General features: G+C 31.5%; 13 protein-coding genes. 3 read left to right on the forward strand and 10 right to left on the reverse strand.

Annotation, left to right across the window (positions count from 1 at the left end; translation table 11 throughout):
• Positions 1 to 4: 4 nt before the first annotated feature.
• The 5 genes from polA to AC0GLY_RS04150 form a co-directional block, all read right to left on the reverse strand.
• Positions 5 to 2,704: a DNA polymerase I gene (polA, locus tag AC0GLY_RS04130; protein WP_496610932.1), complete on the reverse strand. Its 2,700-nt coding sequence runs from the start codon at positions 2,702 to 2,704 to the stop codon at positions 5 to 7.
• Between the two features lie 84 nt (positions 2,705 to 2,788).
• Positions 2,789 to 4,117 carry a UDP-N-acetylmuramate--L-alanine ligase gene (murC, locus tag AC0GLY_RS04135; protein WP_496612248.1) on the reverse strand — a complete coding sequence of 443 codons (1,329 nt, stop codon included), beginning with the start codon at positions 4,115 to 4,117 and terminating at the stop codon, positions 2,789 to 2,791.
• A gap of 81 nt (positions 4,118 to 4,198) precedes the next feature.
• Positions 4,199 to 6,502, reverse strand: coding sequence for a DNA translocase FtsK (locus tag AC0GLY_RS04140; RefSeq protein WP_496610933.1), 2,304 nt, complete (start codon positions 6,500 to 6,502; stop codon positions 4,199 to 4,201).
• Between the two features lie 45 nt (positions 6,503 to 6,547).
• Entirely contained in the window at positions 6,548 to 7,186 is a 639-nt protein-coding gene (ytpR, locus tag AC0GLY_RS04145) for a YtpR family tRNA-binding protein (RefSeq protein ID WP_496610934.1), read from the reverse strand.
• 18 nt (positions 7,187 to 7,204) lie between these two features.
• Positions 7,205 to 7,531: a thioredoxin family protein gene (locus tag AC0GLY_RS04150; protein WP_496610935.1), complete on the reverse strand. Its 327-nt coding sequence runs from the start codon at positions 7,529 to 7,531 to the stop codon at positions 7,205 to 7,207.
• Positions 7,532 to 7,622: 91 nt separating this feature from the next.
• On the opposite strand from AC0GLY_RS04150, the gene AC0GLY_RS04155 reads away from it, so the two are divergent.
• A complete protein-coding gene (locus AC0GLY_RS04155) occupies positions 7,623 to 7,937 on the forward strand; it encodes a hypothetical protein (RefSeq protein WP_496610936.1) in 315 nt (104 codons plus the stop codon).
• Here the strand turns inward: AC0GLY_RS04155 and trmB are convergent, their stop codons facing one another.
• The 3 genes from trmB to AC0GLY_RS04170 are packed head-to-tail and all read right to left on the reverse strand — an operon-like array spanning position 7,938 to position 10,541.
• Positions 7,938 to 8,591 (reverse strand): tRNA (guanosine(46)-N7)-methyltransferase TrmB, encoded by a 654-nt coding sequence (gene trmB, locus AC0GLY_RS04160; RefSeq protein ID WP_496610937.1) that lies wholly within the window; start codon positions 8,589 to 8,591, stop codon positions 7,938 to 7,940.
• A gap of 2 nt (positions 8,592 to 8,593) precedes the next feature.
• Positions 8,594 to 9,808: an ABC transporter permease gene (locus AC0GLY_RS04165; protein WP_496610938.1), complete on the reverse strand. Its 1,215-nt coding sequence runs from the start codon at positions 9,806 to 9,808 to the stop codon at positions 8,594 to 8,596.
• Positions 9,801 to 10,541 carry an ABC transporter ATP-binding protein gene (locus AC0GLY_RS04170; protein ID WP_496610939.1) on the reverse strand — a complete coding sequence of 247 codons (741 nt, stop codon included), beginning with the start codon at positions 10,539 to 10,541 and terminating at the stop codon, positions 9,801 to 9,803. Before AC0GLY_RS04170 ends, AC0GLY_RS04165 begins: the two co-directional genes overlap by 8 nt.
• Positions 10,542 to 10,648: 107 nt before the next feature.
• On the opposite strand from AC0GLY_RS04170, the gene AC0GLY_RS04175 reads away from it, so the two are divergent.
• Together AC0GLY_RS04175 and AC0GLY_RS04180 are read left to right on the forward strand one after the other, a co-directional pair.
• Complete coding sequence (locus AC0GLY_RS04175) at positions 10,649 to 11,080, forward strand: HIT family protein (protein WP_496610940.1); 432 nt, start codon at positions 10,649 to 10,651, stop codon at positions 11,078 to 11,080.
• A gap of 121 nt (positions 11,081 to 11,201) precedes the next feature.
• Complete coding sequence (locus tag AC0GLY_RS04180) at positions 11,202 to 12,089, forward strand: peptidylprolyl isomerase (RefSeq protein ID WP_496610941.1); 888 nt, start codon at positions 11,202 to 11,204, stop codon at positions 12,087 to 12,089.
• 38 nt (positions 12,090 to 12,127) lie between these two features.
• On the opposite strand, the gene AC0GLY_RS04185 is transcribed toward AC0GLY_RS04180, so the two are convergent.
• Complete coding sequence (locus tag AC0GLY_RS04185; protein WP_496610942.1) at positions 12,128 to 14,659, reverse strand: ATP-binding protein; 2,532 nt, start codon at positions 14,657 to 14,659, stop codon at positions 12,128 to 12,130.
• Complete coding sequence (locus AC0GLY_RS04190) at positions 14,646 to 15,881, reverse strand: metallophosphoesterase family protein (RefSeq protein WP_496610944.1); 1,236 nt, start codon at positions 15,879 to 15,881, stop codon at positions 14,646 to 14,648. The genes AC0GLY_RS04185 and AC0GLY_RS04190 overlap by 14 nt, the downstream gene beginning before the upstream one ends.
• Between the last annotated feature and the right edge of the window lie 33 nt (positions 15,882 to 15,914).

Here is a 15,914-nt window from a genome sequence, read left to right on the forward strand (position 1 = left end):
TTAATTATTTTTTTATATTATACCAATTTGATCCGTAATGACTTTCAACTTTTAAAGGTACATTAAAATCAACCGTTGACTGGCTAAGTAATTGATCTGTTTCTATTATGGAATCCATAACTTTGGGAACTAATTTTTCTAAAACTGGAATTTCCTTTTCTGGTGCTTCAAAAATTAATTCATCATGAATTTGAAGCAACATTTTAGCTTGTAATCCCTTTTCTTTTAAAACTGATTGCATTTTAATCATAGCAGCTTTGATAATATCAGCCGCACTTCCTTGAATAGGCGAATTCATCGCAATTCTTTCAGCAAATTGACGCTGTTGGAACCGCTTAGAATTAATTTCTGGAATATACCGTCTTCGATGTGAGATTGTTTCAACATACCCATGTTTCTTAGCAAATTCAACTGAGTCTTCCATGTATTGCTTAACTCCAGGGTATTCTTGGAAGTATTTATCAATAAATCGTTTAGCATCAGCATTTGAAATTCCAGTATTATGGGCTAAGCCAAATGAACTAATTCCGTAAACAATTCCGAAGTTTACTGCTTTTGCCTGACGCCGTAAGTCTGGATTTATTTCAGCATCTTTATCTAATTCAAAAATTCTTCGAGCAGTGGCGGCATGGATGTCTTCACCACTTGCAAATGCCGCACGCATATTTTTATCACCAGAAATTGCAGCTAAAACCCTTAGTTCAATTTGAGAATAATCAGAAGAAAATAATTTCCAGCCCTTATGACTAGGTACAAAAGCTTCTCGAACTTTACGCCCTTCTTCAGTTCGAACAGGAATATTTTGTAAATTGGGATCTACTGAAGATAATCGACCAGTTTGAGTCAAAGTTTGTAAATAACGGGTATGCACTTTACCATCATTTGTAATATCGGCCTTAATTCCGTCAAGATAAGTTGAAGTCAATTTAGTTAATTGACGGTAATTGAGGATATTTTCAATAATTGGATAATCAGGAGCCAATTTTTCTAGCACATCAACGGCAGTTGAATAACCAGTCTTAGTTTTTTTGACTACTGGCAAACCCATTTTTTCAAATAAAATAACTCCCAGTTGCTTAGGCGAACCAATATTAAACTTCTCTCCCGCCGCTTGATAAATTTTTTGTTCATATTCACTAATTCTTTCAGTAAATTTACTTTTTAATTCATCTAGTTTTTCTTTATCTACACTAATTCCTTGAATTTCCATAGCACTTAAAACCTGAGCCAATGGTAATTCTAAATCACGATATAAATCAGATTGTTGATGTTCTTCTAATTTTTCGAGCATTTGTTTTTTTAATGTCGCAACGGCTACTGCTTTTCGTGCCATATGTTCAAAAAGGGCTTGGTTATCAGGAATTTTAAGACTCTTGCCTTTTCCGTAGATCTCTTCATCTGATAAAACTCCAAAATATCCATGTCGATTAGCAACTTCACCAATATCGTCTTCGTTATTTAACGTATTAATTAAATATGAAACTAACAACATATCAAAATCAACACCCTGAAGGCTGATTTCATTTCGATTTAATCCAACAATTTGGGCTTTGGTATCAAAAATATTTTTCTTAACCTTACTATTTTGTAAAATGTGTTTAACCCGTTTATCAGATAGGAGACTCATATCTCGACTAACAAACCATTTTATCCCATCACCAATTACAAATCCTAATTGTTCAGCCGTATGGTAATTAGGATTAATGGTTTCCAGATTAAAGGTAACTTCATCGCCTAAACTGGTTACTTCATCAAGATTAGTTTGAGTTAATTCTGTATATTCAATGTCTGGCAATTCAATTTTAGAAGTTCCGAGTTGATTATCATCATCCGTAGAACTATTCAAAAATGATTTAAAGCCCATCTTTTTATAAAAATCAGATAACGCTGGTTCCTGAGGACCTTTGTAAAATAAGTCATCAAGTTTGATATCAATGGGAGCATCAGTATCAATGGTGGCTAATTTCTTAGAAAGAAATGCCTGCTGTTCATCATTTACCAAATGTTCCTTCAATTTTTTAGCCGTAATTTCATCAAGATGGTCATAAATTCCTTGAACCGTACCATATTGTTTAATTAATTTAATCGCCGTTTTGGGTCCAACTTTTTCAACGCCGGGATAATTATCCGAATTATCTCCTTGAAGTCCTTTAACATCAATGATTTGTTCTGGTTTAATTCCCATCGTTTGTTCTACGTAGTCGGGAGTATATGCCTCAAGATCACTTACTCCTTTTTTAGAAACACTAACGGTCGTTTTATCCGAACAAAGCTGAGTTAAGTCCCGATCTCCCGTAATAATGTCGACGTGATACCCATCTTTTTCAGCCATTTTAGCAGTCGTTCCAATAATATCGTCTGCTTCATAATCTTTTAATTCGTAAGTTTTTATTCCTCGAGCGTTTAGTAAGTCGATTACATAAGGAAACTGTTCCCTTAATTCCTCAGGCATTTTAGCACGGCCTGCTTTATAATCAGCATACATTTTAGTTCGAAATGTTTTTTTACCTGCATCAAAAGCCGCTAAAATTGATGTAGGTTTAATATCAGCTAAAATATCATTTAACATTCGATTAAATCCATAAATTGCACTTGTATGCAATCCTTCTGGACTAGTAAATCGATCCATTGAGGTATATAAAGCAAAAAATGCTTTATAAGTTAATGAATTTCCATCAATTAATAAAAGTTTTTTTTCAGTCATATGGAAATTCCTCCCAGTTTATTTATTATATTTTAACACTAATTTTTAAGCAAAAAAAAGCATGACTATTCGTCATACTTTAATTTAGTTATTTTTTTTACTCAAATGACTAAGTAACTCTTCATAACTTCTCTCATATTTTTGAATGTCACCTGCGCCCATAAAAATCACTACTGCATCTTTGTAGTCTAATAAAGGAGAAACATTGTCTTCTTTAATTAAAGCAGATCCAGGAATTTTGTTAACTAAGTCTTGGCTACTAACATTACCTGATTTTTCACGAGGAGATCCATAAATCTTAGTAATATAAACGTGGTCAGCTTTGGACAAAGTTTTAGCAAAATCATTTAGATAGGCAATCGTCCTACTGAAAGTATGGGGTTGAAAGACTGCTATGATTTCTTTATTTGGAAATTCTTGACGAGCCGCATCCAAAGTTGCTTTTATTTCAGAAGGATGATGAGCATAATCATCAATAATAGTCATATCTCCAACTTTAATTTTTGAAAAACGACGTTTAACGCCCTTGAAAGTTAATAATTCACGTTGAATTTCATTTAAATCAACTTCTTCAAAATAAGATACTGCAATTACAGCAAGTGAATTAAGTACATTATGTTCTCCAAATAAAGGAATTTCAAAACGACCTAAATCTTCACCTCTAAAGGAAACGTTAAAAGTCGATCCAGCAGTAGTTCTTTTTATGTCAACTGCTCTAAAATCATCATTTTCACTTGTACCATAATAGTAAATTGGAACATCAGACTTAATTTTACGAAGATAAGGATCATCTCCCCACGCAAAAATTCCCTTTTTAACATGTGATGCAAATGTTTGAAAAGCATCAAAAACATCATCAATTCCTGTGTAATAGTCAGGATGGTCAAAATCAATGTTAGTCATAATAGCATAATCCGGATAAGTTGGCATAAAATGACGACGATATTCATCAGCTTCATAAACAAAAAAGCGAGCATCAGGAAGTGCATTTCCAGTTCCATCACCAACCAAATAGTCAGTTGGGGCAATTCCACTAAGTACGTGAGCTAATAATCCAGTGGTACTTGTCTTACCATGTGCACCACAAACTGCAATACTTGTATAACCCTTTATTAACTCACCTAAAAATTCAGGATATCTAAAAATTGGAAGACCTAACGCTTGAGCCCGAACAACTTCAGGCTGATTATCTTCAAAGGCATTTCCAACAATTAAAGTCATGCCTTTTTTGATATTATCAGGATTAAATGAAAATACTTTAATTCCAGCATCTTCTAATCCTTTTTGCGTAAAAGTATATTTTTCAATATCTGATCCCTCTACTTTACAACCCATGTCTTTCACTACAAGTGCCATCGCACTCATCCCGGTTCCTTTAATCCCAACAAAATAATAAGTTGTATTTTTATCGATTTTCAATTCTGGTTTAGTCATTATTTATGAAAACTCCCCTTAAGTTTCTGTAATTAATTAATATCATATCATTTTTATTAATCAGACATTTAATTTATGAAAATCATCTTCTGTCAAATAAACATCACGTGGTTTAGACCCATGTTGCCCAGAAATAAAATTATTTTTTTCTAAATCATCAATAATCGTTGCAGCACGGTTGTAACCAATGGAAAAAACTCTTTGTAGTTTAGAAGTTGAAACATTATCTTCCCCAGCAATGTATTCTAAAACTCGTTTCCAAATTTCATCATGTTTAGTTGCTTGATCAACACTTTTTACCAATGATTTAGGATCAAAATCATAGTGAACCCTTGCTTGACTCCGGACAAATTGAGTCACTGCTTCAACCTCTTGATTAGTAACAAATGCCCCTTGCAAACGTGAAGGTTTATTAGCCCCATTAGCCAGATAAAGCATATCCCCTTTTCCAAGTAGACGCTCAGCTCCTGATTGATCAATAATTGTTCTAGAATCAATTTGACTTGAAACCATGAAGGCAATTCTGGTTGGAATATTATTCTTAATAGTTCCTGTCACAATGTCAACACTAGGACGTTGTGTTGCAACAATTAAATGAATTCCAGCAGCTCGTGCTTTTTGGGTAATTCTGACAATATAATCTTGAACTTCATTAGAAGCAACCATCATTAAATCAGCTAATTCATCAATTACTACCAAAATATATGGTAACTTATCTCGATCCCGATTAGCTTCATGCGCTTTTTGATTGTATTGTGCAATATTACGAACCCCAGCAGCTGCTAATCGATCATAGCGATTATCCATTTCATTAGTTACCCATTTAAGTGCAGCAGCTGCTTCTTTTGGATCAGAAATGACTGGGGATATCAAATGGGGAATTTCATTGTATGGCGCTAATTCTACAGCTTTTGGATCAATTAAAAGCATTCTTAAATCACTAGGATCTGCATGATAAAGTAATGAAACCAGTAGACTATTGATAAAAACACTTTTACCCGAGCCAGTGGCTCCAGCAATTAAAGCATGGGGCATCTTATTTAGATTAGCTGTCACCGGATGTCCTTCAATATCTACCCCCATTGCTACTTCCGTTATAGATTTATTATTTTTAAACTTAGGTGCGTCCAAAATTTCTGATAACATCACTGGTCGTGGATGACGATTAGGAATTTCAATTCCTACGGTTGATTTTCCAGGGATTGGGGCTTCAATCCGAATATCTTTTGCAGCTAATGCCATTTTCAAGTCATCAGTTAAGTTTGTAACTTTGCTAACCTTTACACCTAAGTCAAGTTTAACTTGAAATTGGGTAACCGTTGGTCCGTTAGTCCAATCAACTACATGTCCCTTTACATGAAAGGCTTCTAATGTATTATCTAAGGTAATTGCTTGATCAGTAATCCACTCGTCCATGTTTGAGTCAACATCATTAACTGGTGGAACCAATAGTTCATCACTCGGGAATTGATAATTTTGATTAACAAGGCTCGGAGTAGATGCATGCGTAATAAAATGATGATCCCCATTTTCAGTCGTAAGTTGATTTTCTTTGTCTTGTAACTCTGCTTTTGGATTGACTTCCCTATTCTCTGCTTCATTTCGATCAGAGTTTGAAAAGGTCTCAACGCCAGCGTTATCTTGTCCAACACTTTTATTTTCTTTTGGACTTTGTAAATTGTGTCGATTATTATTAAACAAAGGTAAATTATCAGCCAATCCTGCTTCATCTTTCAAAATATCATTCAAGGAATGCCCCAAACCTCGATGGTGAATAGTACTTTCACGATTATCAGTAAAGTTATCCACAGTGTTTTCATTTTCATTTTCATGATTTTTTTGTTTGCTATCAGAAGACACACCAATTGGGTTAAGCTCTTTTTTAATTTTCTTATCTTCTATTGAGTTAACTGAATTAATAATTTTTGAATGATTTTCGTGAAGCTCAGTCTTTTTCAAATTTTCAACCTTTTTATCATTAGACCAAGTTGAAACAATATTTTTCTGAGTTAATAATTCATCATTGTTAGCAATCAAAATAAGATTTTGAGTTTTTTCTAACCCTTCAATTGCTAGTTTATACCGATTAGTAAATTCATTAGTTCTTTGATTAAAAACCCTTTCTGAATTAAAAAGCTGTTTAGGCTGAAAAGACTTAGTCTTTAAGACTAAGTTAGATTGCGATTCAGCACGATCAGTTTTAATAAATTGAGACTTGGTCCGATTTAAATCTGATTTATTTTTGTTTTCTCTATTTGTTTTATCTAGTAACCTCGGATTGACTTGACCAGAATGCGTCTCCTTAAAAGGAACTTTTCCTCTAAAATATTTTCTAAAAAAAGCTGGTCCATCATAACGATCCATAATTTTCACCTTAACTATTTTTTATGTATAAAAAACGAATATTTTCTATTCGTCAAAAAGCGTATTTGCTTTAGCAAAATCAAATGGTTCGCCAACCTCATAAGTGTCAGGCAAAATTAATGCACCTGGTTGATCAGGTGCATTAGGAATTTTAAGTTCTCTTCCAGAACAAATCATTCCATCACTTTCTACTTCTTTTAATTTGCTAGGCCAAATAATTAATCCATTTGGCATCATCGCACCAACTTCAGCCACGACCACTTTAATTCCTTCTTGCATATTTGGTGAACTACTTACAATTTGAAGTGTTTTTCCATCTTCCACTTCTGTTTCAGTAATATGAAGATGGCTTGATTTGGGATGTTCTTTCATAGATTTTACGTAACCAACTACAAATTTCGATTCTACCTCAGTTGGCAATTCGGGAGAAAACCCAGCTGCTGCAATCTTATTATTTAATTCAGTAATCTGATTTTTTGATAAGGAAACTTGTCCATTTTGGTTTTTAATTTCGGGTAAAACTTGACTAACATTAAAAATGTTATATCCAATTACTTTTCCATCTTCGTCTTTAATCGAAACAATCCCATCTTTTTTTTCAGTAGTCTGTAACCCTTTATCCGGTCCTAAAACCACTATTAAAACGTCACCAATTTGTTTAAAATTATAACTTGTAAGCATCATGTTAAACTCCCCAAATTTTTATTGTTTAGGTAAAGCTTTAATAAAAGTTTCTATTTCAGCTTTACTTTTACGATCTTTATTAACCAGACGTCCAATTTCTTTTCCATTGCTATATGCCACAAAACTTGGAATTCCAAAAATATCTAATTCTTTACATAGTTCAATATTATCATCTCTATCGACTTTAATAAAAGTAAATTCGGGAAATTCATCAATAATTTCTGGCATAGCAGGCTTGATAAAATTACAATCTGGACACCAGCTAGCAGTGAAAAACAAGATATAATTTCCCTTGTTTATTTTTTTTTCAAGTTCTTTTTCGTTCATTACAGCTAATTCTTCCATAAATTAATTCACTCTTTCTATTTTTTTCGTTCATTAAAATTAAATTGTTATATAATAAGTCTAAATCAAGCAAACTGAAAGGATCAAATCAATGGCACATAAAAAATTATTGATTCCAGCACTTTTATCTTTAATCGGAACATCCGCTTATTTAGTTACCAAAAAAAGAAAAGAAGCAAAGCAAGATCAAATTCATCAATCCCTAACTAAACTACTTCAAAAACGCTTTGGCAAAGACCATCTAAAGGGTTACTGGATTGATTTTGATAATGATAAGGGCTTAGAATACGAATGCGGAGTAAATGTTGAAAATGATGATGATGTTATTGATTCATATACCTTCATTTTTAATCCTGACAATAATGATGCATATGGATTTAAAATTATTAATTCATCATTTAAATGATTAAATATGTTTTGTAAATTGGGCTACAATCTTATAGATTGGGCCTTTTTGTTTGAACTTTTCTTCGTACTCTGTTTCAATATTTTCTGCAATAACTGCTGCATCGCTATGATGAAGGTCAAGATTTACCATTTTAAATTTCATTCCATAATTATTTAAACTAACTAACGAATATTCAAACAATCCACGATTATCGGTTTTAAATTCTAACTCAGCATTATCTGGTAAAATATTTTCATAACTTTTAAGAAAAGTTTTGTAAGTCAAACGACGTTTTTCATGACGACTTTTGGGCCACGGATCAGAAAAATTAAGATAAAGTTTAGCAACTTCACCTTTTTCAAAAAAGGTGTCGACGTTCGCTCCATCTGTTAAAACTAATTGCACATTATCCAATTCACCTTCAACTGCTTTTTGAACGGCCATTGCTAAAACTGAATCTTGTAAATCAATTCCAATATAGTTAATTTCTGGATGTTTTTTTGCCATTCCAATAATAAATTGTCCTTTTCCAGAACCAACTTCAACATGAATGGGTTGATTTTTTTTAAATCTTGACTCCCAATTTCCTAGTAACTTTTCAGGATTGGTAACTAAATATTCTGGATGGGCTTTCATATAAGGAATTGCCCATTTTTTCTTTCTAACACGCATAACTAAAACTCCATTTCATTTTTAAATTTATTCTTAAGATACGGACCGGTTAAATAATAAATTTCAAATAAACCAATTATTAAAGCTAGTCCAATAAAACTAAGCGATATTTTGCTAAAAAACATTCCAATCATTAGAACTAAGCTCTCGATGAAAAGAAGTGTTTTAACTACACTTCGAAAATTATCAATTCGTTGTTGATTAGAAATTGGATAAATATGAACAAAAACATTGTCATCAAATACTTTGTAAGCAGGAATTAATTGAAATCCAACTAAGTAAATAAATAAATCATAAATAAAGACACTCATTATTGCATTTTTCACAAAAATAATTACTAAAAATCCAATTACAGTTAGTCGAAAGAACAAAGAACTAATTTCACCATCGCGGATAAGAGTAATTAGATATAAATTAGTAAATGTATTAGCTTGATTTTTTTTAATTAATTTAAATAATGGCCTTAACCAACCACGACGTTTACTTTTTGGCTTAATTTCAGGGACATCTTTAAATAAACTTAAAAAACGATAAATAACTGACATTCGTCGCTCTTCACTATTAACCACATATTTCCAATCAATTAATTTAGTTAAACGATTAAATAGCATTTGTAAACAAATTGCAAATATTATTGCCATGATAAGTCCAACAAATAAATTAAAATAAACTGCTATGATTAAACAAATCATTGGAACAATCAAATTAATGGTTCCTTTTTGCCAGTTGTTTTTGGGAAAATTTAGATACAAATCACCTAAGTGATTTGTGAGAATCATCCACTTTAAAATAATAATTAAAACAAATAATATAATGATTTTACTAATTGACCAATTTAAGCTAATCATTATAAATGGCATTAATATAAAAATAAACACCGCTTGAAAAAAAGTGGCCATAAGGAAACTATATTCTAATGCTGCTCTGAAGTATTTTTTTAAGTCATATTCTTTTGGAGCAACAAAAATTTGATCTGGTTTTTTTACTAAAGTTGCTAAGCCACAAATTTGTAACCCGACTACTAAAGCTAAAATTATCACAACTTTTTCCCACCATAGGTTATGACTAAGCCCTTTTAAAAAATTAGCATAAACTAATCCCAGTGCACCAACGAAAAACATCAATGCAATCACAAAAAAATCATTAAATACATATTTAAGATAACGCGCTAAGTTCTTAAAATGAACTTGCAAACGATTTTTAAAAAAATTACTCATGAAACCCACCCTTTTTTGCTAAAGCAAGATAAATATCATTTAAGGAATTACCCAAATCAGCATAATGGGTTTGAATCTCAGACATCGTACCCTCATAGCTAACCGTTCCATCGTTAATTAAAACAAAGCGATCACAATATTTTTCAGCTGCATCAAGTACATGAGTTGACATTAAAATGCTGGCTCCCTCATGTTTCTTTTTATCAATTAATTGTAATAAATCATTAACTGCAAGTGGATCTAATCCTAAAAAGGGTTCATCAATTACGAATAATTGAGCTTTAGTAATAAAAGCACAAACAATCATTACTTTTTGCCGCATCCCTTTAGAAAAATTAGATGGAAACCAATCAAGCTTATTATCAAGTCGAAATATTTCTAATAATTTTTTAGCATTTTCCCAGGCTTCTTTCGATTCGAGATTATAAGCCATAATAGTAGTTTCAATATGCTCTCGAAGCGTTAAGTCATTGTATAACACAGGCATTTCTGGAATATAAGCAATTTGCTGCTTGTACTTTTCAACATCATCACTAATCTTAATTCCGTTAACTGTAATGGTCCCAGAAAAAGGCTCCATTAACCCCATGATGTGATTAATGGTGGTTGATTTACCAGATCCATTCAAGCCAATTAAGGAAACCAATTCACCATCATTAACATTAAAGGTTTCTTTTTTTAAAACTGGGATGCTGGAATATCCCCCAGTTAAATTACTAACTTTTAAACTCATCTAAACTCCCTTTTTTCTAAATGAAATGTTTCTTCAATTATATCACACGATTAACTTTTCTAATTACGTTATATAATGGTGTATAATTGTCAAAAAGGAGATTTATTATGCCAAATGAAAATTGTATTTTTTGTAAAATTGTAGCTGGAGAAATACCTAGTTACAAAATATATGAAGATAGTGAAGTTCTTGCCTTTTTAGATATTTCGCAAACTACGCCGGGCCACACTTTAGTGATTCCCAAAAAACATGTTCAGGATATTTATCATCTTACTGCTGAGGAAGCCGGGAATATTTTTGCTAGAGTTCCAATGATTGCTCGTGCAATTAAAGCATCAAATCCAGAAATTAAGGGAATGAATATCGTTAATGATAATGGCGAAATTGCATATCAATCAGTCCTTCATGCTCATTTTCACCTTATTCCAAGATATAGTGAAAATGATGATTTTTCAATTCATTTTGGGAACCATGAAAGTGACTACGATAAATCCAAGTACACAGCCCTTCAAGAAGCAATTAAAGAACAGATTAAGTAAATTAAAATATGATTAAGTTTAATAACTGATTAAACATGTTAAATTAGTTATGGTATATTAAAGTTACAATTAGTTTGGTAACTGAAAACTAAATATTTATTTAAGAAATGGACGTGTATTAATGAATAAGAAGAAATGGGCAGTAGGTGCTGCTGGACTTTTGATGAGTTTATCGCTTGTAGCTTGTGGTCAAAGTGATAAAACTGTAGTTACAACAGATGGTGGTAAAATCACTGAAGAACAATACTACAATAAAATGAAAGAAACCCAACAAGGTAAACAAGAACTTCAACAATTGATTTTAAACAAAGTTCTCGAACATAAATATGGGGACAAAGTTAAAAAGTCAGAGGTTAATGATCAATTAAAACAATATAAGAGTCAATACGGCTCACAATTTGCTGCTATGTTACAACAACAAGGTATGACAGAATCACAATTAAAGAGTTCGATTAGAGATAACTTATTATTAAAACAAGCTGTTTTGGATAAAACTAGTTTTACCGATAAGGATTTACAAAAACAATTTAAGAGTTACGAACCTAAAGTTACCGTTAAAGCAATTACGGTTAAAGACAAAGATACTGCTAATACTGTAATTTCTGAATTGCAAAACGGTAAGAAATTTGATGCTTTGGCTAAAAAATACTCAACTGATGATGCAACTAAGAACAAGGGTGGGTTATTACCTGCCTTTGATAACACGAGTACTAGTGTTGATTCTAAGTTTAAAAAGGCAGCGTTTGCGCTTAAAAATGGTGAATATACAACTGAACCAGTTAAGACAGATGCTGGTTATGTAGTAATTAAAATGGTTAAACACCCTGCTAAAGAATCTTGGAAAGATCATAAAGCAGAACTTAAAGATCAAATTGCTACATCAAGAATGAACAACAGCACTACACTTCATAATGTTGTTTCAAAGGTATTAAAAGATGGTGATGTTCATATTGAAGACAAGAGTATGAGTAATATTCTTTCTGGATATGTTGATACTGCTAAAAAATAAATTAGAAAAAGGAGATTACAAATTGTAATCTCCTTTTTTTAGTCTAATTTTAATAAATCATTTGATTTTACAGAATTTTCAATTCGATCATCAGCAGTAAAATAGATAACCTGAGTTGTCTCAGATATTTCTTTCATTAAACTAATCGCTGCATCAGTTCGAACATGATCAAAATCAACAAACCCATCATCAATCATAATTGGCATAGGATATTCATCACTAAAAGACATTGTCAAAGCAAAAATTAATGCAAGATAAAGCTGTTGCATAGTTCCTTTGGATAATTCCTTTACCTCAAACTTAGTTCCCTTAGCTGTTTTAACTTTAATTTTCTTTCCATATTCTACTGAAACATAATGGTGATTAGTTAATGTATTAAAATACTTTTGTGCTAATGCCTGTACCTGTGGAAATCTTCCATGGCTAGCCAAATTAAGTACTTTTTCAATCCATTCATCAGTTAATTTTAAAGTTAACCATTTTGAAACTAAATCATTAATCTCAGCCTTTTGGATAGCTACTTTTTGACGTAACTCATCATAAGTTCCATTTTTAACTAAACTATTAATTTCAATATTTATCAAACTTATTTTTTCTGAAGTTTCTGTTACTTTTTCTGAAGCTTTAGCATCTTCAACTTTTAATTGATTTACTTCTGCCAGTAACTCATCATAATTTTCATATTGGTTAAGCCTTTCAATCATATTAGTACTTAATGAGTTTTGTAATTCTTTAATTTTATCTTGTCTTCTACGCCCTGCTTGTTGAATTCCAAATTGTTGTTCATAATCAGCAAAACTAACAACATTTCGTTTGCGCAAAAAAAGTTGTTGTTGTTGTTCAAGGTCTTCGATTTGCTTTTGATATCCTGAAATTTCATTTAACTTTTCAACTTGTTTTTCTTGTTGAACTTTTTTTTGATTTTGTAGGGAATGAACTTTAAGCATAAATTGTTTAATTTCATTCAAAGATTGATTAAAATCTTGATAATTTAATTCAAGTAAGTCCCAACTTTTTAAATAGTTTAAAAGCTCTTGATAATCATCATTTAATTGCTGTCTAATTGATTCAATATGTTGACGATGAGCATTACGCTTTTTAATTGCATGCTGTAAAGTTGTCGTCCACGTCTCTGGATGCTCATCTTTAATTTGATATTTATCCGCAATTTGTTGTAATTGCAAATCAATTTTCTTAATTTGATTATCATAACTGATTTGTAAAGATGTTGTTGAAGACTGAGGGAGGTGTAATTTAAAATAAATCCCAATTCCCATACAAATAATCCCAGCTAACAATAAACCAAGTAACTCATTTCCTCCCAATCCAATCCCAATAACAGTTAAAACTAAGCCAGCTCCTACTAACAACATCCAAAGATTATTAGACCTAGATGGTTGTTTTGTTTCTCGTGTAAGTGATCGATTTGCTTTAAGACTTTGTTTTTTATCAATCAATTGATTAACGAGATTTTTATCAGCAACATTAAATTCAAGACTATCATTTCCACCAGCTACATCGTTATCAAAATCTAAGTCTTGTTCACGTTGCTGCAAATCATTTTTAGTACTTTTATAATTTCGTTCATTGTTGATTTGAGTGTCTAATTGTGAATATAAGTCATCAAATTTATTTTTATTTGCTAGATACAATTTGTAGGTTGCAGAATTGTTAGCACTATTTTCTTGTTGTTGATAAATTGTTGTTTGCAATTTTTTTATTTGATCTTTTAAAAAGTTAATTTTGTTATTTAAATCTTTGAATTCACTCATATCATTATTGGTAAATCCCGATAATAGTTCAATTTGTTCTTTTTGATACTTTTGTAACATTGCATAATTATTCCAATTTTGTTCATCCTTTTGGACTAACCGAAGTTGTTTAAAAGTATTTTTTTGGTGCTCCTTTAATTTGTCGTTTTCTTGAACAAGTTCTTGATATTGTTGATTTAAGGTTAAATATTGATCATATGATTTTTGCGCTTCAGTTAATTCCCGTTTAGATTCTTGATACTTAGTCAAAGCCTGATTTAACAATGGTTTTTTCCCACGTTGTAAATATAAACCATCAGCCTCCTTTTCAATAGATTTTTTCAATTCCAACCATTGCTCAATACCAATTACTCCTACCTGGCGAATTCTAGTTTCTAATTCATCTTTACTAAGTTTACCAATTTCAGCTAAATTAGGTGAACCAAAATAAAATAAATTGTCAAATGTATTACGGTTAATTGGACCCAACACTTTTTTTAACATCTCTGATGTCAATTCAGTTCCTTTATCATCAGTTATTTTTAAATCACCCCCATTTTTTCCTTCAACCCGCTCAACTATATAGATAATGTTATCAACATTAATAAAAATTTTCCCACCCATTTCACTTTTATCTTTTGGTGCATAAGGATGAGTTGATTTGCGCTTGGTAAAGCCAAAGAGCATATCTTTCATAAAGTTAATCATAGTTGTTTTACCAGCTTCATTTGAACCTAAAATGGCCTGAAATCGGTTAAACGTAAATTCTTGATGACTTAATTTTCCATATCCAAAAATTTCAATCTTAGTAATTTCCATGATTAGCATCAGTTCCTTTCATTTCAAAATTAATCAAATTTTCACTTTTTTGCATTAAATTATTAGCTGCTTCATCATTATTAAATTCATCTCTAATAAAGTCATTAACAAATAATTTCCCTGCTAAATCAGTAAGATTTGCTTTAGAAAAGACCTCAGCTTTAGCATCATCCCAAAATTCTTGGTCCAGGTTACTTAACTCTTTTTTTAAATTTGATTTTAATTTTAGCTCATAAACCCAAGCATTTAATTTTTGATATTGAGGAACCAAAGCCTGTTGTAAATTATGAATAACAAGTTCATGTACCATTCCTTGAAGCACTTCATTCGAAAAATCATCGGTTTCCGATTCCAAATTTAAGCTAATCAAATGTAATTTATTGTATCTGTAATCCTTCAAATTCTCTAAGATACGATTAACTAAATCCGTAATATTCATTGTTGAAGTAACTTTAATGGTTTTTGATATAAAAATAATTGGTGCCGTGGCTACAAAACGTTTTTTTAATTGTCCATTTTTCGTTTCAATTAAAAGATATCCCTTTTCTCCAGATTCATTTTTATGTCGTCCCTGAATATCTCCTGAATATTCAATCATTGGACTTTGATTTAACTCGCTACGTTTATGAATATGACCAAGAGCCCAATAATCATATCCCTTACTTTTCATTTCTGAGACTGTAAATGGAGCATAGTTCCCCTCTCCGTCTTTTCCAATCTCTCCATGAACCATTCCAATCTGATATTCAGCATTCCTTTTTAAGGGAAATTCTTTAACTAAATCAGTGGTAACTGCTTGAGTCGGATAGCTAAATCCAGTAATTTCAACGCTTTCACCATCATCTAACGTTAGTTTATGAGTCGTAACTTCCTTTGGAAAAACAAATACATTTTTGGGAAAATTAAAGTTTTTCCCGCCATCTGGTTGAAAGTCATGATTTCCAAAGGAAAGCATGACTGGTATGTTTGCATCATTCAATCGATTCATTTGTTCAATAAAAAAGCTTACTGCTTTCACACTTTGATTTTTACTGTCAAAAATATCTCCAGCAATTAGCATAAAATCAACTTTATGGTCAATTGCTTGATTAACAATTTGTTGAAAAGATTCATAAGGTGCATTTTTCAATGTTTGCCAAAGTGAATCAGGTGTTTCAATATCATTTTTAATTCCATCAAATGGCGTATCTAAATGTAAATCAGCTGTATGAATAAATTTCATTTTTCTTCCCCTAAGAATAAAAAAAGAAGCACT

The organism is Fructilactobacillus sp. YLN 2507 (assembly GCF_059614085.1).